The following is a 20,313-nucleotide window of genomic DNA, read 5'->3' on the forward strand; positions in this document are numbered from 1 at the left end:
CCACCTCCGACCTGGACGATCTCCTGGCCAGGCTCGACCAGCACACCGCCGATCACCCAGAAGAATCCTCCGCCGCCAAGGCCGCGTGATCAACCCCCGAAGGACTTACGACGCAGACCACTTAGCGTCGAACAGTGGACCCGAACCAACAGCCCGGCGGCGCCGGGACCGACGGCAGGCTCCGAAGCGGGGGACACACGCTCGCGCTGCTCGTGATCGCCTCGTGTCAGCTCATGGTCGTTCTCGACATCACCATCGTGAACATCGCGCTGCCGCACATCCAGACCGCCCTCGGTTTCTCCACCGAGAGCCTCTCCTGGGTCGTGAACGCCTACACGCTGACCTTCGGCGGCCTGCTGCTCCTCGGCGGACGAGCCGGCGACATCCTCGGACGCCGACGCGTGTTCATGTTCGGCGTGCTGCTCTTCGGCCTCGCCTCGCTGTTGGGCGGATTCGCGCAGAACGCCGGGCAGTTGATGGGCGCCCGCGCCCTCCAGGGCGTCGGCGCGGCCATCGCCTCCCCGACCGCCCTGGCACTGATCACCAGCACCTTCCGCGAAGGCCCCGAACGCAACAGGGCCTTCGGCGTGTTCGCCGGCGTCTCGGCCGGCGGCGGCGCCATCGGCCTGCTGGCCGGCGGCATCCTCGTCGAATGGCTCAACTGGCGCTGGGTCCTCTTCGTCAACGTCCCCATCGCCCTGATCATCGCCGTCGTGACGCCCCGGGTCATCCGCGAGTCCGAACGCCACTCCGGCCACTTCGACCTGGCCGGCGCCCTGCTGTCGACCTTCGGCATGGTCGCGCTGGTCTACGGGTTCATCAGCGCGTCCCAGGAGGGCTGGTCCGATCCGGTGACCCTGGGCTCCTTCGGTGCGGCCGTCGTCCTGTTGACCCTGTTCATCGCCAACGAACGGCGCTCGCCACAGCCGATCACCCCGCTGCACATGTTCGCCGACCGCAACCGGGCCGGAACCTACGCGATCATGCTCTTCTTCGCCTGCGCGATCTTCGGCATGTTCTTCTTCCTGACGCTCTTCGTGCAGAACGTGCTGGGCTTCAGCCCCCTGCGGGCCGGCCTCGCCTTCCTGCCGGTCAGCGCGATGATCGCGGTGATGGCGGGGGTCACCTCCCAACTCCTGCCCAAGTACGGGCCGAAGCCGTTCATGGTCACCGGCTCGCTGTCCGCGGCCGGCGGGCTGGCGTGGCTGACGCAGATCGACGTCGGCTCGACGTACCTGGGCAGCATCCTGGGCCCGATGCTCCTGTTCAGCGCCGGCATGGGCATGCAGTTCGTCTCCCTGACGCTGATGGCGCTCTCCAACGTCCCCGACCGGGAGTCGGGCGCCGCCTCCGGACTGCTGAACGCCATGCAGCAGGTGGGCGGTTCGCTGGGCCTGTCGATCCTGGTCACGGTCTTCGGGACGGCCAGCCGCAACGAGGCCAAGGACCAGGTGGGCTCCTTCCTCGGCACGGCCACCCCGGAACAGAAGGCGTTCTTCGCCCGGACGAAGCAGTTCCCGAAACCCTGGAGCGACCAGGTCCTCACCTCGGGCGTGAGCGCGGCGTTCGTGGCCGCGGCGGCCTTCACCCTGCTCACCGCGTTGATCGCGCTCTTCGTCATCCAGGTCCGCCCCTCGGACCTGGAGCGACTCCAGGGCAAACACACCCCGACGGCCGTCTGAGCGCCGCCGCGCCCCTGGTCGAACCCGCTACCCGGCCACCCTGCGGATCCGGCAGCGCATGGGCCCCCGCGTCCGCAGCGTGATCCCGGCGCTCACCGACACCTCCTCGTCCACGGCCTCGAAGCGGTACTCCCGCAGGACCATCGCCAGCGCGAGCACCGATTCCAGCATCGAGAAGTGCTGCCCGATGCAGGCGCGCGGGCCGCCGCCGAAGGGGAACCAGGCGTAGCGCGGCCGGGCGGCCTCCGCCTCCGCGGTGAAGCGCTCGGGGTCGAAGCGGTCCGGGTCGGGCCAGTAGGCGGGGTGCCGGTGCGTCACCCACGGCGCGAGGATCACGTCGGCGCCCGCCGGCACCGCATGGCCCGCCACCTCGGTGGCGGCGACGGCCCGGCGGCCGATCACCGGCGCGGCGGGGTAGAGCCGCATGGCCTCCTTGAGCACCCGGGTGAGGTACGGGAGCCGGTCCAGGTCGGCGGCCTCCGGCATCCGGTCGCCGAGCACGCGGGAGATCTCCTCGCGGGCCCGCGCCTGCAGATCGGGGTGGAGGGCCAGCAGGTGCAGGGCGAAGGCGAGGGAGGTGGCGGTGGTCTCGTGCCCCGCGAGCAGGAAGATCAGTACCTGGTCACGGAGTTCGCCGGCGTCGAAGGACCCGTCGTCCGAACTCTGCGCCGCGGCGAGCAGGGTCAGCAGGTCCTCCCCCTCCCCGCTCCCGTCCCCCTCCAGGCCCGCGCGCCGGCGCTCCGCGATGATCCGGTCGCAGACCCCGTAGAGCTCGTCCATCGCGGCGGCGGCCCTCCGGTTGCCCGGAGTGGGCCAGCCGCGCGGGATGTTGGCGGGGGAGTAGCCGCGCCGCAGCACGTACTCCGTGATGATCGGGAAGCTCCTGTCGACCACGTCGACGGTGGCGTCCACGTCCGCGCCGAACAGGATCCGGGCCACCGCGCGCAGGGCCAGGTGCGTCATCTCGTCGCAGACGTCCACGATCCCGTCGGCGGCCTCCTCCCAGGAGGTCAGCGTCGAGAGGGTCTCGGCGGCGACCGCGTGCGCGTAGCCGTCCACCCGGCGTCGGGTGAACAGCGGCTGGACCAGCCGGCGCTGTCGCAGGTAGTCCTCGTCCTGACTGGTCAGCAGGCCGTTGCCGAAGGATTCCCGGACCTCCTGGTAGAAGGAGTTGTCCTTGCGGAAGTTGGCCGATTCCGATGCCAGGACCTGCTGGGCGCCCTCCGCGGAGAAGACGCAGTACAGCTCGGCACGCAGCCCGGGAGGACCGGCGGTGATCCGTACGACGTCGCCCTGTTCGCGGTGGGCGCGCAGGTAGGTGCCCAGCGAGTCCGCCTTGAGGGCCGGCAGCGACCCCACCAGCGGGAGCCCGGAGAGCACCGGAGGCGCCGTTCCCGCACCCGCGTCCGCACCGGTGTCCGCGATCCTGTCCGTAGCCATGGTCGGCCCCCGCCCCCTCGACGACTTCACGATCACCCGATTCTGCCGGGCCCCGGCCGTCACGGCGAGGGCCCGCACGTCATCAGGCCAGGGCGCGGCGGGGCCCCCGTTCCTCCACCGACGGAGGAACGGGGGCCCCGGACCGCTTGCGCCCGGCCCGCCGGACGGAACGGGTCAGATGTCGCGGAAGATCTCGATCTGGGCGCCGACGGAGTTGAGGCGCTCGGCCAGTTCCTCGTACCCGCGGTTGATGACGTAGACGTTGCGCAGCACCGAGGTGCCCTCGGCGGCCATCATCGCCAGCAGGACGACCACCGCCGGACGCAGGGCCGGCGGGCACATCATCTCCGCCGCCCGCCAGCGGGTGGGCCCCTCCACCAGGACGCGGTGCGGGTCCAGCAGCTGGAGGCGGCCGCCGAGGCGGTTGAGGTCGGTGAGGTAGATCGCCCGGTTGTCGTACACCCAGTCGTGGATCAGGGTCTGGCCCTGCGCGACGGCGGCGATGGCCGCGAAGAAGGGGACGTTGTCGATGTTCAGCCCGGGGAACGGCATCGGGTGGATCTTGTCGATCGGGGCTTCGAGCTTCGACGGGCGGACCGTCAGGTCCACCAGGCGGGTACGGCCGTTGTCGGCGGTGTACTCAGCGGAGCGGTCGTGGTCCAGGCCCATCTCCTCCAGGACCGCGAGCTCGATCTCCATGAACTCGATCGGAACCCGGCGGATGGTCAGCTCCGACTCCGTGACCACGGCGGCGGCCAGCAGGCTCATCGCCTCGACCGGGTCCTCGGAGGGGGAGTAGTCCACGTCCACGTCGATGTTCGGGATGCCGTGGACGGTGAGGGTGGTGGTGCCGACGCCCTCGACCTTGACGCCGAGCGCCTCCAGGAAGAAGCACAGGTCCTGGACCATGTAGTTGGAGGAGGCGTTGCGGATGACGCTGACGCCGTCGTGGCGCGCGGCGGCCAGCAACGCGTTCTCGGTGACCGTGTCCCCGCGCTCGGTCAGCACGATCGGGCGGTCGGGGGAGACTCCGGCCTCGACCTGCGCGTGGTAGATGCCCTCGGTCGCGGTGATGTCCAGGCCGAACCGGCGCAGGGCGATCATGTGCGGCTCGATGGTGCGGGTGCCGAGGTCGCAGCCGCCGGCGTAGGGCAGCTTGAAGTGGTCCATCCGGTGCAGCAGCGGGCCCAGGAACATGATGATGCTCCGGGTCCGGCGGGCCGCGTCCGCGTCCATGGCGTCCATGTCGAGGCGGGCCGGAGGGACGATCTCCAGGTCCACGCCGTCGTTGATCCAGCGGGTGCGCACACCGATGGAGTTCAGGACCTCCAGGAGGCGGTAGACCTCCTCGATGCGGGCCACGCGCCGCAGCACGGTACGACCCTTGTTGAGCAGCGTGGCGCACAACAGCGCGACACACGCGTTCTTGCTCGTCTTGACGTCGATGGCGCCGGACAGCCGCCGGCCGCCGACGACCCGCAGGTGCATCGGTCCCGCGTAGCCCAGAGAGACGATCTCGCTGTCGAGAGCTTCACCGATTCGGGCGATCATCTCAAGGCTGATGTTTTGATTGCCGCGTTCGATCCGATTCACGGCGCTCTGGCTGGTGCCGAGAGCATCGGCAAGTTGACTCTGTGTCCAGCCACGATGTTGCCGGGCGTCACGGATGAGCTTGCCGATGCGTACGAGGTAGTCGTCTGCCATGGGTGCACGGTATCTCAGATATGAGATGGTGATCGCGTCGGGTGCGGCAGACGGGTGTTACCGACCGTCAGATCGCGGCCCTGCGTGAGGATGCGCGTGGTGCGCGTGGTGTCCGACGGTCGGACCGGGAGGCCGTGTGGGCCGCCCCCGTCCGGTCGCGCACGAGGGTGCCGTGTGTTCCCCCTGTGCCATATGGGGGAGTTGTTCCTTTTCGAGTGGTCTGCGCCGGCCCGGCGCGGCCTGCCACCCGACCCCCGACCCCCGACCCCCTCGCGCCCGCCGAAGGCAGGGGTCGGGATCGGGGCCCGGGCCGGCGTCGTCAGTGCCCGCAGGCGTGGTGCCGGCCGCCGTGCACCGCCGCGTACGAGGCCGGGCGCGGCGCGGTCCGCGCACGCGAGGCCCGCGCCGCGGCCGCCCGGCCCGCCGAGGAGTCCGCGTCGTGCACGACACGCCCCCCGACCAGGGTCATCCGTACGCCCGTTCCGCTGATGTCGGCCACCGGGCAGCGGGTCACGTCACGGTCCAGCAGCACCAGGTCCGCCGCCCTGCCCGCTTCGACCGTGCCCGTCAGGGCCTCCTGGCGCAGTTGCCACGCCGTCCCCGAGGTGTGCATCCGCAGGACCGTGTCCCGCCCGAGGCCCTCCAGCTTCCGGTACAGCTCGCCCGCGCCGTGGGCGCCCTGCCTGTCGATCGCCGTCCGCAGCTGGTTCCACACCTGGAGCGCGTCCACGGGCCAGTCGGAGCCGCCCGTCAGACGGGCCCCCGCCTTCTCCAGGCTGCGCGCCGGGTACATCCACCGGTGCCGCTCCGGCCCGATGTACGGCAACAGGGCCTCCATCGTCCAGGTGTCCTTCGCGGCCCACTGGAGCTGCATGCAGGCGGCCACGCCGAGCCGCGCGAAGCGCCGCAGGTCCGCCGGGTCGACGAGCTGGAGGTGCGCGATCGCGTTCCGCGGGTCCCGCCGCCCGGTCGCCCGCAGGGCGTACTCGTACCCGTCCAACGCGGTGCGCACCGCCCGGTCCCCGAGGCCGTGGGCGTGCATCTGCCATCCGGCCGAGTTGAAGGCCGCGGTCAGCCGGCCGTACTCGGCCGCGGAGGTGTACAGCTCGCCCCGGTTCGTCGTCGGCCGGCCGTTGCCGTCCAGGTACGGCTTCAACAGCGCGGCCGTCTGCGCCGGGTGCTCGATGACCCCGTCCAGGAACACCTTGACCATCCCGAACCGCAGGCCCGGCACGCCCTCGAACTCCCGGCGCAGCCCGCGCGCGTACGCCAGGGCCGCCGCGGGATCCTTCGTGTGCCCCACCTCCAGACGGATGGCCGGCACGATGCGCTGCGGCAGCCGCCCCGCCGCGGACAGGGCCCGGTACAGCTCCAGCTCGTGCCGCCCGACCAGGGCGTCCATCATCGTCGTCACCCCCGAGGCCGCCGCCAGCCCCAGCACCTCGGCGCAGGCCGCGACGAGTTCCGCGCGGGAGGGTTCCGGCACGTGCCGCTTCACCAGCACTTGGGCGTCGTCCTTGAGCACGCCCGTCGGCTGTCCGTCGGGCCCCTTGACGATCCTGCCGCCCACCGGGTCGGGGGTGGCCGCCGTGATCCCCGCGATGTCCAGGGCCCGCTGGTTGGCCCACAGGTTGTGCCCGTCGCCGCCGACCAGCGCGATCGGCCGGCGGGTGGGCAGGGCGTCCAGCAGCGAGTGGTGCGGGGCGGTGCCGACGGGCAGCAGTCCGACCGGGTTCCAGTCCTCCACGACCAGCCAGCCGTCGGGCTCCGCGCCCGGGCCGGCGGTGTCGGCCAGGAAGCCGCGCAGGATCTCGGAGAGTTCGGCCACGGTGGTCTCGGCGCCCTCCAGCGAGGGCCGCAGGGACCGTTCCCCGGCGCCCAGCGGATGGGTGTGCCCGTCGTGGATGCCGCTCATCACGGTGTTCCCGCGGGCGTCGACGACCTCGGTGTCCCGGCCCGCGTGCCGCCGCACCACCGAAGCGTCGCCGGTGGCCAGGATCCGGCCGTCCCGTCCGACGGCCACCGCCTCCACCGGCCGCCCGCCGGGCAGGCCGGTGAACACCCGGGCGTTGTGGAACACCAGGGCCGCCGAGCCGCGCCGGCCGGTCGGCGCGGCGGCCGTGGCCGAGGCCGGGCCGGCCCCGAGCAGGCCCGCGGCGCCGGCGGCCCCCACGGCGGAGAGGAGTCCCCGGCGGGACAGCGGTGAAGAGGTCATGGCCACTCCCAGAGTCGGTAGGTGGCCTGGAGACTCGATGGTTAACCCCTTAACCGGAACCCGCCCCGGACGACGGAATCCGCAGCCGAGGCCCGTACCCGGCACCCGGACTCGGCATCCGTGCCCGGAGCCGGCGTGCCCGGAGCCCGCGTGCCCGGCGCCCGCACCCGGCGTCCCTGCCTGGCGTCCGTGACGACTCCCGTGCCCGGCCCCCGTACCTGTACCCGCCGCGCCCCGCTCCGTACGATGACCGCGTGCCAGGCCCCGGACCGACCCTCGCCGACATCGCGCGCGCCGCGGAGGTCTCCACCGCGACCGTCTCCCACGCGCTCGGCGGCACCGGCCGGCTCGGCGAGGGCACCCGCCGCCGGGTCCGCGAGGTCGCGGCCGCCCTCGGCTACGGCACCCGGCGCGGGCCGCTCACCCGCAGCCTCGGCATCGCCGTCACCACGTACGCCGGCTCGCCCTGGGACTTCGCCGGGGTCGCCTACTTCTCCCGGCTGCTCACCGCCGCCACCTCGGCCGCGCACACCCGCGGCTACGCCCTGACCACCCTGCCCGCCGCCCGGGGCGGCGATCCCCTCTGGCACACCCTCGCCGTCGACGGGATGCTGCTGCTGGACAGCCCGGCCGGGGACCCGGTGCTCCGGGCCCTGCGGGCGCGCGGGCTGCCGGTGGTCTTCGACGGCCGGCCCGCCGACCCGTGGCCCGGGGACGCGTGGGTGGACAACGACCACGTCGCCACCACCCGTGAGGTGCTGGACCACCTCGCGGCCTCCGGCGCCCGCCGGATCGCCCTGCACGCCGGGTACGGCCGGGAGTTCTACACCGGGGCCGTCACCGCGGCCTACGCCGATTGGTGCGCCGAGCGGGGTGCCCCCGAGCTGGTCGTCGCCTTCGACCCCGAGGACGTGCCGGGCCACGCCTTCGACGCCGCCTTCGCGGCGCGCGAGCGGCCGGACGCGGTCTACACGGTGTACGACCCGGGCGGCAGACAGGTGCTCGCGGCGGCCGCGCGTCACGGCCTGCGGACGCCGGGAGACCTGCTGCTGGTCTGCGCGAGCGAGGATCCGGGGTACGGGGAGAAAGAACTCTCCGTGACCACCGTCACGCTGAATCCCGAGCGGATCGCCGCATGTGCGGTGTCCTTGCTGGTCACGTTGGTGGAATCCGGGCATGCGGAATCCCCCGGCCAACTGACCGTTCCGGCGGGCATGCGGGTGCGCGCCTCGTCCCTTCCCCCGGACATGTACTAGAGTTATCTCGACATCGAGATATCTGCCGAAGGCGTACCGCAGCCGCCCCCGCTGGTAAGGGTTACCTAACTTAGCCTTACCTTAGCGGATTGGCCAAGGGGCGTGGCGGCAGGATTGCGGTAATACGCGCGAATTCATGCATGAAGGAGACTGTCGTGTCGGCGAACAGCTTCGACGCCCGCAGCACGCTGCAGGTGGGCGACGAGTCGTACGAGATCTTCAAGCTGGACAAGGTCGAGGGCTCCGCCCGTCTTCCCTACAGCCTGAAGGTCCTGCTGGAGAACCTGCTCCGTACCGAGGACGGCGCGAACATCACCGCCGACCACATCCGGTCGCTCGGCAACTGGGACTCGCAGGCCCAGCCCAGCGAGGAGATCCAGTTCACGCCGGCCCGCGTGATCATGCAGGACTTCACCGGTGTGCCGTGTGTCGTCGACCTCGCCACCATGCGCGAGGCCGTCAAGGCCCTCGGCGGCGACCCGGCGAAGATCAACCCGCTCTCGCCCGCCGAGATGGTCATCGACCACTCGGTGATCGCCGACAAGTTCGGCACGAAGGAAGCCTTCGCGCAGAACGTCGAGCTGGAGTACGGCCGCAACAAGGAGCGCTACCAGTTCCTGCGCTGGGGCCAGACCGCCTTCGACGACTTCAAGGTCGTCCCCCCGGGCACCGGCATCGTCCACCAGGTCAACATCGAGCACCTGGCCCGCACGGTCATGGTTCGCAATGGCCAGGCGTACCCCGACACCCTCGTCGGCACCGACTCGCACACCACCATGGTCAACGGCCTGGGCGTGCTGGGCTGGGGCGTCGGCGGCATCGAGGCCGAGGCCGCGATGCTCGGCCAGCCGGTCTCCATGCTGATCCCGCGCGTCGTCGGCTTCAAGCTGACCGGCGAGCTGCCGGCCGGCACCACCGCCACCGACCTGGTCCTCACGATCACCGAGATGCTGCGCAAGCACGGCGTCGTCGGCAAGTTCGTCGAGTTCTACGGTGAGGGCGTCGCCGCCACCTCGCTCGCCAACCGCGCCACCATCGGCAACATGTCGCCGGAGTTCGGCTCCACCGCCGCGATCTTCCCGATCGACGACGAGACGCTGAAGTACCTGCGCCTGACCGGCCGTGACGCCCAGCAGGTCGCCCTCGTCGAGGCGTACGCCAAGGCCCAGGGCCTGTGGCTGGACCCGGCCGCCGAGCCGGACTTCTCCGAGAAGCTGGAGCTCGACCTCTCCACGGTCGTCCCCTCCATCGCCGGCCCGAAGCGCCCGCAGGACCGCATCGTCCTCGCGAACGCCGCCGAGCAGTTCGCGGTCGACGTGCGCAACTACGTCAGCGACGACGAGGAGGCCGGCAAGGAGTCCTTCCCGGCGTCCGACGCCCCGGCGTCCTCCAACGGTGTGCCCACCAAGCCCACCCTGGTGACCCTGGCCGACGGCACCTCCTTCGAGATCGACCACGGCGCCGTCACGGTCGCCGCGATCACCTCGTGCACCAACACCTCGAACCCCTACGTCATGGTCGCCGCGGCGCTCGTGGCCAAGAAGGCGTCCGAGAAGGGCCTGACCCGCAAGCCGTGGGTCAAGACCACCCTGGCCCCGGGCTCGAAGGTCGTCACCGACTACTTCGACAAGGCCGGCCTGACCCCGTACCTCGACAAGATGGGCTTCAACCTCGTCGGGTACGGCTGCACCACCTGCATCGGCAACTCCGGTCCCCTGGACGAGGAGATCTCGAAGGCGATCAACGAGGCCGACCTCGCGGTCACCTCGGTGCTCTCGGGCAACCGCAACTTCGAGGGTCGCATCAACCCCGACGTCAAGATGAACTACCTGGCCTCCCCGCCGCTGGTCGTCGCGTACGCCATCGCGGGCTCCATGAAGGTGGACATCACCCAGGACGCGCTGGGCACCGACACCGACGGCAAGCCGGTCTTCCTGGCCGACATCTGGCCGTCGGAGGCCGAGGTCAACGACGTCGTGGCGAACGCCATCGGCGAGGACATGTTCAACAAGTCCTACCAGGACGTCTTCGCGGGCGACGCCCAGTGGCAGGCGCTGGAGATCCCGACCGGCAACACGTTCGAGTGGGACCCCCAGTCCACCTACGTCCGCAAGCCCCCCTACTTCGAGGGCATGACGATGGAGACCACCCCGGTCTCGGACATCGCCGGCGCCCGCGTCCTGGCCAAGCTGGGCGACTCGGTCACCACCGACCACATCTCCCCGGCCGGTGCCATCAAGGCCGACACCCCGGCCGGCAAGTACCTCACGGAGCACGGCGTCGAGCGCCGCGACTTCAACTCGTACGGTTCCCGCCGAGGCAACCACGAGGTCATGATCCGCGGCACGTTCGCGAACATTCGCCTGCGCAACCAGATCGCCGCGGGCACCGAGGGCGGCTTCACCCGCGACTTCACCGTCGACGGGGCGCCGGTCGCCTTCATCTACGACGCCTCGCAGAACTACCAGGCCGCCGGCATCCCGCTGGTCATCCTGGCGGGCAAGGAGTACGGCTCCGGCTCGTCCCGCGACTGGGCGGCCAAGGGCACCGCGCTGCTCGGCGTCAAGGCCGTCATCGCCGAGTCCTACGAGCGCATCCACCGCTCGAACCTGATCGGCATGGGCGTCCTGCCCCTGCAGTTCCCCGAGGGTGCCACGGCCGCCTCGCTGGGCCTCACCGGCGAGGAGACCTTCGCCTTCACCGGTGTGGAGGAGCTGAACAACGGCACCACCCCGCGCACCGTCAAGGTGACCACCGACACCGGTGTGGAGTTCGACGCGGTCGTCCGCATCGACACGCCGGGCGAGGCGGATTACTACCGCAACGGCGGCATCATGCAGTACGTGCTCCGGAACCTCATCCGAGGCTGATAGCGCGCCAGGCGGAGCGATCCGCCGGCAGTCGGCACCATAGGGCCGTACCCCCGTCAAGGGGGTGCGGCCCTTCCGCTTGTCCGGGCGGTCGGGTATCGGCCAGGCAGGTGACGGTGAGGTCTCAACTCGGAAAAGCCGGGGCAGATACTTGTGCACGATCTTGCTCACCCGAGCGGAAGTGGACTATACCTGTGCCCGTCCGGACCACCGCGAAACGAGCGGCCCCGGACCGGGGGACGGCGGGGACCTGCGGCGATGTCCGCATGCACGGCTACCGCTTGCGGCTGCCGTTTTCCCTTCCTCCTTCACACTCCTGACGAAGGCGAGGACTTGAGCATGGGATCCACCTCCGCCCACGGCGAGAACAGCACCGGTGACGGCCTCGGCCGCCGGGACCTGATCAAGCGCTCCGCGGCACTCGGCCTGATCGCCGTACCGACGATGAGCTTCCTGTCCGCCTGCGCCTCCGGCGGTGAGGAGGCTCCCGAGGGCGGCGCTCCCAAGGGCGCGGTCACCAAGGAGAACCCCTTCGGCGTGGCCAAGGGCAGCAAGATGGACGTCGTCGTCTTCAAGGGCGGATTCGGTGACGACTACGCGAAGGCCTGGGAAGCGGCCTTCGACAAGAAGTGGGGCACCACCAGCACCCACCTCGGCACGCAGGAGATCACCGCCAAGCTCCAGCCGCGCTTCAACGGCGGCAACCCGCCGGACGTCGTCGACGACTCCGGCGCCCAGCAGATCAAGATCGACGTCCTCGCCAAGGGCGGTCAGCTCGCCGACCTCACCCAGGTGCTCGACTCGCCCTCGCTCGACGACCCGAGCAAGAAGGTGCGCGACCTCCTCATCGCCGGCACCGTCGAACAGGGCACCCAGGGCGGCAAGTTCGTCGCCCTCAACTACGTCTACACCGTGTTCGGCCTCTGGTACTCCGGCAAGCTCTTCAAGGAGAAGGGCTGGACCGAGCCCAAGACCTGGGACGAGTTCCTCGCGGTCTGCACCAAGGCCAAGGAGGCCGGCATCGGCGGCCTCGCCCACCAGGGCAAGTTCCCGTACTACATCAACGTCGTCATCATGGACCTGATCGCCAAGAAGGGCGGCCTGGACGCCATGAAGGCGATCGACAACCTCGAACCGAACGCGTTCGAGGGCAACCCGGCCGCCCTCGCCGCGGTCGAGGCGGTGTACGAGGTGGTGGAGAAGGGCCTCCTGATGCCGGGCACCAACGGCCTCACCCACACGGAGTCCCAGACGGCCTGGAACCAGTACAAGGCCGCCTTCATCCCCTCCGGCTCCTGGCTGGAGAACGAGCAGCTCAAGCAGACCCCCGAGGACTTCGACATGAAGTTCCTCCCGGTCCCGGTGCTCGCGGACAGCAAGCTGCCCTTCGAGGCGATCCGCGCCGGCGCCGGCGAGCCGTTCATCGTCCCGGAGAAGGCCGCGAACAAGGCCGGCGGCCTGGAGTTCCTCCGCTCGATGCTGTCCCGCGAGTGGTCCACCCTCTTCGCCCAGCAGGCCAACTCCCTCACCGTCGTCAAGGACGGCGTGGACCCGAACGTGAAGCTGCGCCCGGGCACCCAGTCGGCCGTCGGCGCCCTCAAGGGAGCCGGCACCAACACGTTCAACTACCTGTACCCCGACTGGTACAGCGAGATGGACGCCGAGATCCAGAACGCCTCCAACGAGCTGATGGCCAAGCGCATCCAGCCCAAGGAGTGGATCAAGCGGGCCCAGGCCGCGGTCGACAAGGCCGCCAAGACCCCGAACGCCAAGAACAACAAGCGCAGCTGACACCGCGTCCACCGGTCACCCGGCACCTCCAGGGACGGACACCATGAGCCAAGTAGCCCAGAGCAGGGGAAGGCTCGGTTTCATCACCGGCTTCCTCGTCCTGCCTCTCGCGCTGTATCTGACCTTTGTCATCTGGCCGTACATCCAGACGTTCGGCTACTCCTTCACCGACTGGTCGGGCCAGTCGCCGACGTTCCGGTTCGTCGGCGTCGAGAACTACACGGCCCTGATGAAGGACGAGGTCTTCCGAGGCGCCCTGTGGCACAACCTGCTGCTCCTGGTGTTCGTCCCGACGATCACCATCCTGCTGTCCCTGTTCTTCGCCTTCATGCTGAACGCGGGCGGCCGCGGCGGGGCCGGCGGGGTCAAGGGCGTCCGCGGGTCGGCCTTCTACAAGGTGGTCTACTTCTTCCCGCAGGTCCTCTCCCTCGCCATCCTCGCGGTGCTCTTCGGCGCCGTGTACCGAAGCGACGAGGGCGGCCTCCTCAACGGCTTCCTCACCAAGATCGGCATCGTCGACGCGGCCCGCCCCGTCGAGTGGCTCAACGAACCCGACCTGGTGCTCTGGTGCCTGCTGATGGTGGTCGTCTGGCACGGCGTCGGCTTCTACCTGGTGCTCTTCTCCGCGGCCATGCAGTCCGTGCCGAAGGACATCTACGAGGCCGCGCTGCTCGACGGCGCGGGACGCGCCCAGACCTTCTTCAAGGTCACCCTGCCCCTGCTGTGGGACTCTGTGCAGACCTCCGCGGTCTACCTGGGCATCGCCGCCATGGACATGTTCGTCCTCGTGTCGACCATGACCTCGGGCCAGTTCGGCGGCGGACCCGACCATCACAGCGAGGTCATGGCCACGGTGCTGATGCGCAACTTCCTCTACTTCGGCAAGAGCGGATACGCCTGCGCCATGGGCGTGGTCATGCTGATCCTGACCATGATCCTTTCTCTCATCACGCTGCGCGCCACCCGCCGCGAGCGCATCGAGTTCTGAGCGGGAGACACGATGACCACAGTGACCAAGACCGCCGGCACGACCGAGGCCGAGCGGTCCGGCGGAGGCCGACGCGTCAAGAAGGACGGCGGGAGCCCCCCGTCCGAGGGCGTGGCGCTCAATGTCTTCTCGCACGGCTTCCTGGCCGTCTGGGCGGTGCTGATCGTCCTGCCGCTGGCCTGGCTGATGCTCGGCTCCTTCAAGACCGACTCCCAGATCGGCGGCTCGGCACTCAGTTGGCCCTCGAACTGGCACCTCGACGCCTTCTCCCGCGCCTGGGACAAGGGCATCGGCGACTACTTCGCCAACACGATGATCGTGATGGTGTTCTCGGTTCCGCTGACCATGCTGCTCGGCTCGATGGCGGCGTACGTACTGGCCCGCTACCCCTTCCGGGGGAACCGGATCATCTACTACTTCTTCGTGTCCGGGGCGATGTTCCCCGTGTTCCTGGCGCTGGTACCGCTGTTCTTCATGGTCAAGCGCCTGGACATGCTGAACACGTACCAGGGCCTGATCATGGTCTACGTCGCCTACTCGATGCCCTTCACCGTCTTCTTCATGTACTCGTTCTTCCGCACGCTGCCCACGGCGGTGCACGAGGCGGCGGTCATCGACGGGGCCTCCGACACGCGGATCTTCTTCCAGGTGATGCTGCCGATGGCCAAGCCCGGCCTGATCAGCGTCGGGATATTCAATGTCCTGGGCCAGTGGAACCAGTACATCCTGCCCTCGGTGCTCATGCAGCCCCAGAGCGGATCGGACCCCGAGCGCTACATGCTCACCCAGGGCCTGATCCAACTCCAGTACCAGATGGGCTACGAGACGGACCTGCCGGTGCTGTTCGCCGGCGTGACCATCGCGATGATCCCGATGCTGGTGGTCTACCTGTCCTTCCAGCGGCAGATCCAGGCCGGCCTGACCTCCGCCACCCTCAAGTAGCGGGGTCCGGGACCACCGACCAGCCGGCCGCCGAGACCGAGGGGTCGAGCGAGAGGGTGCTGACCGCGTCCTCCAACGCCCGACCCCCCTCGCCCTCGGCGGTCAGCAGCGCGGACACCGTCACCCGACCCGGCACCGGGCCGTCCTGGCTGCGGATCGAGCGCAGCTGGTAGCCGGGCCGGGCCAGGGCGTCGACCACGCGGCGGCGGATGTGGGCCTCTTCCTCCTCCAGGCACACGGCCTCGAAGTGGAAGTCGGTGGCCACCTCCGCCCCACCGCGCGGCTCCCGGTCCAGGCGCCGACCCAGCGGGCGCAGCAGGAGGTTGGCCCCCACCACGCCCACCGTGCCGAAGGCGGCCAGGACGAACATCCCGGTCCCGGCCAGGCAGCCCACCGCCGCCGAACACCACAGGGTGGCGGCCGTGTTCAAGCCCCGAACGCTCAGCCCGTCGCGCATGATCACGCCGGCGCCGAGGAAGCCGATCCCCGACACGATCTGGGCCGCGACCCGCGAGCCGTCGTACTGCACCTCGGAGACGGTGCCCATGAACCCGTACTGCGAGAGCAGCACGAACAGCGCCGCCCCGCCCGCCACGAGGGCGTTGGTCCGCAGGCCTGCCATCCGGGCCCGCCACTGACGTTCCAGGCCGATCGCCGCCCCGAATCCGAGCGCGGCGGCCAGGTGCCCGGCCATCTCCCATTCGTCGAGCGCCATGTGCCCTCCCCTCCCTCGGTTGTGCGGATTCCTGCGGTCGTGTCGATCCCCGGGGCGTGTCGAACCCCCTGATCGTGTCGATCAGAGCCAGGTGCCGAAGCGGCGGATGTACCAGGTCTTCACGACCTGGGTGAGCGTGCAGTACGCGAGGAGTACGCCGATCAGCCAGGGGAAGTACCCGGCCGGCAGGGCCACGAAGCCCAGCGAGCCGGCCAGCGGGGAGAAGGGCAGCCAGAGCCCGGTCAGCACCGCGAGGACGGTCATCACCATCACCGGCCACGAGGCGCGGGACTGGATGAAGGGGATCTTCCGGGTGCGGATCATGTGGACGATCAGGGTCTGCGACAGCAGCCCCTCGATGAACCAGCCGGACTGGAAGAGCGCCTGCCCGGCCTCGCTGTTCGCGCCGAAGACGTGCCACATGATCAGGAACATCGAGATGTCGAAGATCGAGCTGACGGGGCCGATGGTCACCATGAAGCGGCCGATGCCCTTGGCGTCCCAGTTGCGGGGCTTGCGCAGGTACTCCTCGTCCATCCGGTCCCACGGGGTCGCCAGCTGCGAGATGTCGTAGACCAGGTTCTGTACCAGCAGCATGATCGCGAGCATCGGCTGGAACGGGATGAACGCGCTCGCGACCAGCACCGAGAAGACGTTGCCGAAGTTCGAGGACGCGGTCATCTTGATGTACTTGATCGTGTTGCCGAAGGTGGTCCGGCCCTGGATCACACCCTGCTCCAGGACGGTCAGGTCCTTCTCCAGCAGGATGATGTCCGCCGACTCCTTCGCGATGTCGACGGCGGTGTCCACCGAGATGCCGACGTCGGCGTCGCGCAGCGCGGCGGCGTCGTTGATGCCGTCCCCGAGGAAGCCGACGGTGTGACCGTCCGCCTGCAGGGCCCGTACGATCCGGGCCTTCTGGACCGGGTTGACCCTCGCGAAGACCGTCGTACGGGCGGCCGTCGCGCGCAGGCCGGCGTCGTCCAGGGTGTCGATCTCGGTACCGAGCACCACGCGCCCGACGTCGAGGCCGACGTCCGCGCAGACCCGCGCCGCGACCAGGTCGTTGTCCCCGGTGACCACCTTGACCTCGATGCCCTTGTCGGCGAGGGCCCGCAGGGCCCGGGCCGCGTCGGCCTTCGGCGGGTCGAGGAAGGCGAGGAAGCCGACCAGGGTCAGCCCGTGCTCGTCGGCGACCGTGTAGGTGTCGCGCGGGCCGACGAACGTACGGGTGGCGACGGCCAGGACGCGCAGGCCCCGACGGTTGTTGTCCTCGGCGATCCGGGTGACGCGGCCACGCAGCGCCTCGGTCAGCTCGACCCGCTCGCCGCGGTCCGTCATGTGGGTGCACAGGGACAGGACTTCCTCGACCGCGCCCTTGGTGACCAGGACGTGCTCGGCGCGGGCGCCGCCCACGATGCCGTTGCGGTTCAGCACCACGGACATCCGGCGCCTGGCGAAGTCGAAGGGGATCTCGTCGACCATCGAGAACCGTGCGTCGACGACAACCTCCTCGGCCTCGTCGACGCGGTCGATGACCGCCCGGTCCATGAGGTTCCTCAGGCCCGTCTGGAAGTGCGCGTTGAGGTAGCCGTACTCCAGGACCTCGCCGTCCTCGTCGCCGTGCACGTCGAGGTAGCGGTCCAGGACGATCCGGTCCTCGGTGAGGGTGCCGGTCTTGTCCGTGCACAGCACGTCCATCGCGCCCAGGTTCTGGATCGCGTTGAGCCGCTTGACGACCACCTTGCGCCGGGACATGGCGACCGCGCCGCGCGCCAGGTTGGCGGAGACGACCATCGGCAGCATCTCGGGGGTCAGGCCCACCGCGACGGCGATGCCGAAGAGGAACGCCTCGTCCCAGTCGCCCTTGGTGAAGCCGTTGATCATGAAGACCACGGGGACCATGACCAGCATGAAGCGGATCAGCAGGAAGCTGACCTTGCGCACCCCGGTGTCGAAGTTGGTCTGCGGGCGTTCGCCGACGAGGGAGCCGGCCATCGAACCGAACCAGGTGTCGGCGCCGGTGGCGACGACGACCCCGGTGGCGGTGCCGGAGGTGACCGAGGTGCCCATCAGGACCAGGTTGTCGGCCTCGACGGGGTCGCGCGTCAGCGTCTGACCGGGGTCGTCCGCGCGGGTGTCGGCCTTGGCCACCGGCAACGACTCGCCGGACAGGGCGGCCTGGGAGACCATCAGGTCCTTGGAGGTGACGAGCCGCAGGTCGGCCGGGATGAGGTCGCCGGCGGCCAGCCTGACCAGGTCGCCCGGGACCACCTGGTCCATGGGCACCTCGAAGGTGGTCGGGGCCGAGCCCCCGCCGGCGCGGCGCTGCACCGCGCAGGTGGTGGTGACGAGCTTCTTCAGCGCGTCGGCGGCCCGGCCGGAACGGAACTCCTGCCAGAACCGCAGCAGTCCGCTGATGCCGATCATCACGGAGAGGATGACGACGCCCGGGTCGGCCGGGTCCTGCCAGTACATGATCCCGGCCAGGAAGAGGAGGACGGCGATGAAGGGGTTGGCGTACGCCTTCGCCAACTGCGCGTACCAGCGCGGGGCGCGCTCCCGGGCGACCACGTTGGGGCCGTGTCGCTCCAGGCGCAGGGAGACCTCGTCGTGGGTGAGGCCGTGGCGGCCGGCGGACAGGTCCCGCAGGACCTGGCCGCCGGGGCGGGCGCTGAGGTCGGCGAGCCGTTCGCCGGCGAGACGGGTGCGCGCCTCCAACTCGGCGCTCTTGCGTTCGCGGCGGGCCCGGCCCGGCGGTGCGAGCTTCGTCGGGGTGCGCGGGGTGAGCATGGTCATGGCAATCACCTCCCTCCACGATGTCCGGGCAGCGCGAAGCCGCGCGGTCACGTGGAGTGATCACAGGTCGGTGGGGGGCGGCGCGAAGCGGCCGCGGGCACACCGAGGGGCATGGATGACGCACATCCGTCGAGGGATCCGGGGATCCGGGACGTGCGGAGGGAAAGGGGCGGCGGGCCGAAGGGTCCGCCGGACACACGGAGACGGCGCGGGGGCCGCGGTCGTGCGGAGAGGAAGTGGATCAGTCGACGGACTGATCAGCCGGCGAGGGCGCGGCAAGGACTTCGATCGGGACTCATCCCGAACACCTCCTTGCGTAGCGCCGTCACGTGAGGCGCCCGGTCCGGCCGGAAAGGCCGCAGAGGATCGGCGCCTCAGCGACCGTAGCACGATGTTGAGGGGGTTCTTTCATACTTATGACCGGTAGTGGCTGTTTCGTGCTGCGTCAGCCTCTTGACGTGTGGAGGGCCAAAGGCTCGACTTAAGGTTCACAAGTTGGAGAGACGCCGGGGTCTCGGAGCACACAGCCGCGACTGCCGGCCGGGGGGCGACGGCTCGCCGTCGCTACAGGGCAGGAGTGGATGAGTCGTGCAGACTCCCGGATCGCAGTCCTCGCTGCATCGCGCGAATCTTGAACGGGTCGTGCGGGCGGTGCGCCTCGCGGGTTCGCTGACCCAGGCGGAGATCGCCCGTACCACCGGACTGTCGGCGGCCACGGTCTCCAACATCGTCCGCGAGCTCAAGGAGGCCGGGACCGTCGAGGTCACCGACACCTCGGCCGGTGGCCGGCGGGCGCGCAGCGTCTCGCTCAGCGGCGACGCGGGCATCGTGATCGGCGTGGACTTCGGCCACACCCACCTGCGGGTGGCCGTCGGAAACCTCGCGCACCAGGTGCTGGCCGAGGAGTCCGAGCCCCTGGACGTGGACGCGTCCTGGGTGGAGGGCTTCGACCGGGCGGAGGCGCTGGTCGGGCGGCTCGTCGAGGGCATCGGGGTGAGCCGGGACAAGGTCATCGGGGTCGGGCTCGGCGTGCCCGGCCCGATCGACGTCGAGTCCGGAACCCTGGGCTCCACCGCGATCCTGCCGGGCTGGGCGGGCATCAACCCCCGCCAGGAACTCTCGCAGCGGCTGGGCGTACCCGTGTACGTGGACAACGACGCGAACCTCGGAGCCCTCGGGGAACTGGTCTGGGGGAGCGGACGCGGGGTCAAGGACCTCGCGTACATCAAGGTCGCGAGCGGCGTCGGCGCGGGCCTGGTGATCAACGGTCAGATCTACCGGGGCCCCGGCGGCACGGCCGGCGAGATCGGGCACATCACCCTCGACGAGTCGGGCCCGGTCTGCCGCTGTGGCAACCGGGGTTGCCTGGAGACCTTCGCCGCGGCCCGGTACGTGCTGCCCCTCCTCCAGGGCACCCACGGCCCGGAGCTGACGATGGAGCGGGTGGTGGAGCTGGCCCGCGAGGGCGACCCGGGCTGCCGTCGGGTCATCACCGACGTCGGCCGGCACATCGGCAGCGGCGTGGCGAGCCTGTGCAACCTCCTGAACCCGAGCCGGGTGGTCCTCGGCGGCTCCCTCGCGGACGCCGGTGAACTGGTGCTGGCCCCCATCCGTGAATCAGTGGGGAGGTACGCGATCCCCAGCGCGGCCCGGCAGTTGTCGGTCCTCACGGGGTCGCTGGGCGGACGTGCGGAGGTGCTGGGGGCGCTGGCCCTCGTCCTCAGCGAGATGGGCGATTCGACGCTTTTGGCAGAGAACGGCGTGGGTCTGCGGACACTCACCACCATGTCTTCAGTTAGATAACGGATGGCACCGTTGTCATCTCGTTAAGGATTCACTCCTTGACGGCAAAACGCGGCCGGGGTTGACTCACATCCACCTCGGCCGCAGTGTTGCGGCCTCGTCAGGGAG

12 protein-coding genes are annotated in these 20,313 nt (G+C 70.1%); 7 read left to right on the top strand and 5 right to left on the bottom strand.

The annotated features are described in order from the left end of the window. Window positions 1-233: 233 nt before the first annotated feature. The gene (locus tag OTB19_RS05360; protein ID WP_420716802.1) at window positions 234-1,682 is read left to right on the top strand and encodes an MFS transporter; all 1,449 of its coding nucleotides are present in this window, start codon (window positions 234-236) and stop codon (window positions 1,680-1,682) included. A gap of 27 nt (window positions 1,683-1,709) precedes the next feature. Here OTB19_RS05360 and OTB19_RS05365 read toward each other — a convergent pair whose 3' ends face one another. From OTB19_RS05365 to OTB19_RS05375, 3 genes are all read right to left on the bottom strand, one after another. Beyond that, window positions 1,710-3,122 carry a cytochrome P450 gene (locus OTB19_RS05365; RefSeq protein ID WP_267796833.1) on the bottom strand — a complete coding sequence of 471 codons (1,413 nt, stop codon included), beginning with the start codon at window positions 3,120-3,122 and terminating at the stop codon, window positions 1,710-1,712. Between the two features lie 174 nt (window positions 3,123-3,296). Further along, window positions 3,297-4,826 (bottom strand): helix-turn-helix domain-containing protein, encoded by a 1,530-nt coding sequence (locus OTB19_RS05370; protein ID WP_267796835.1) that lies wholly within the window; start codon window positions 4,824-4,826, stop codon window positions 3,297-3,299. A 319-nt stretch (window positions 4,827-5,145) separates the two neighbouring features. Further along, window positions 5,146-7,041, bottom strand: coding sequence for an amidohydrolase (locus OTB19_RS05375; protein ID WP_267796837.1), 1,896 nt, complete (start codon window positions 7,039-7,041; stop codon window positions 5,146-5,148). Between the two features lie 254 nt (window positions 7,042-7,295). On the opposite strand from OTB19_RS05375, the gene OTB19_RS05380 reads away from it, so the two are divergent. The 5 genes from OTB19_RS05380 to OTB19_RS05400 all read left to right on the top strand — a co-directional run bounded on the left by OTB19_RS05380 (window position 7,296) and on the right by OTB19_RS05400 (window position 14,888). After that, entirely contained in the window at window positions 7,296-8,297 is a 1,002-nt protein-coding gene (locus tag OTB19_RS05380) for a LacI family DNA-binding transcriptional regulator (protein WP_267796839.1), read from the top strand. 155 nt (window positions 8,298-8,452) lie between these two features. Beyond that, the gene (gene acnA / locus OTB19_RS05385) at window positions 8,453-11,167 is read left to right on the top strand and encodes an aconitate hydratase AcnA (protein ID WP_324289515.1); all 2,715 of its coding nucleotides are present in this window, start codon (window positions 8,453-8,455) and stop codon (window positions 11,165-11,167) included. Between the two features lie 339 nt (window positions 11,168-11,506). After that, window positions 11,507-12,958 (top strand): N-acetylglucosamine/diacetylchitobiose ABC transporter substrate-binding protein, encoded by a 1,452-nt coding sequence (gene ngcE, locus OTB19_RS05390; protein WP_267796842.1) that lies wholly within the window; start codon window positions 11,507-11,509, stop codon window positions 12,956-12,958. Window positions 12,959-13,001: 43 nt separating this feature from the next. Next, window positions 13,002-13,946, top strand: coding sequence for a carbohydrate ABC transporter permease (locus OTB19_RS05395; protein WP_267796843.1), 945 nt, complete (start codon window positions 13,002-13,004; stop codon window positions 13,944-13,946). Window positions 13,947-13,958: 12 nt separating this feature from the next. Then, window positions 13,959-14,888 carry a carbohydrate ABC transporter permease gene (locus OTB19_RS05400; RefSeq protein ID WP_267796845.1) on the top strand — a complete coding sequence of 310 codons (930 nt, stop codon included), beginning with the start codon at window positions 13,959-13,961 and terminating at the stop codon, window positions 14,886-14,888. Here OTB19_RS05400 and OTB19_RS05405 read toward each other — a convergent pair. After that, on the bottom strand, window positions 14,881-15,603 hold the full coding sequence (locus tag OTB19_RS05405; RefSeq protein ID WP_267796846.1) for an MgtC/SapB family protein: 723 nt from the start codon (window positions 15,601-15,603) through the stop codon (window positions 14,881-14,883). The genes OTB19_RS05400 and OTB19_RS05405 overlap by 8 nt on opposite strands. Window positions 15,604-15,684: 81 nt before the next feature. Beyond that, window positions 15,685-18,402, bottom strand: coding sequence for a magnesium-translocating P-type ATPase (gene mgtA / locus OTB19_RS05410; protein WP_267796847.1), 2,718 nt, complete (start codon window positions 18,400-18,402; stop codon window positions 15,685-15,687). A 588-nt stretch (window positions 18,403-18,990) separates the two neighbouring features. On the opposite strand from mgtA, the gene OTB19_RS05415 reads away from it, so the two are divergent. After that, entirely contained in the window at window positions 18,991-20,205 is a 1,215-nt protein-coding gene (locus OTB19_RS05415; RefSeq protein WP_267796848.1) for an ROK family transcriptional regulator, read from the top strand. Window positions 20,206-20,313 lie beyond the last annotated feature (108 nt).

The organism is Streptomyces sp. H27-H5, assembly GCF_026627505.1.
Taxonomy (GTDB): Bacteria; Actinomycetota; Actinomycetes; order Streptomycetales; family Streptomycetaceae; genus Streptomyces.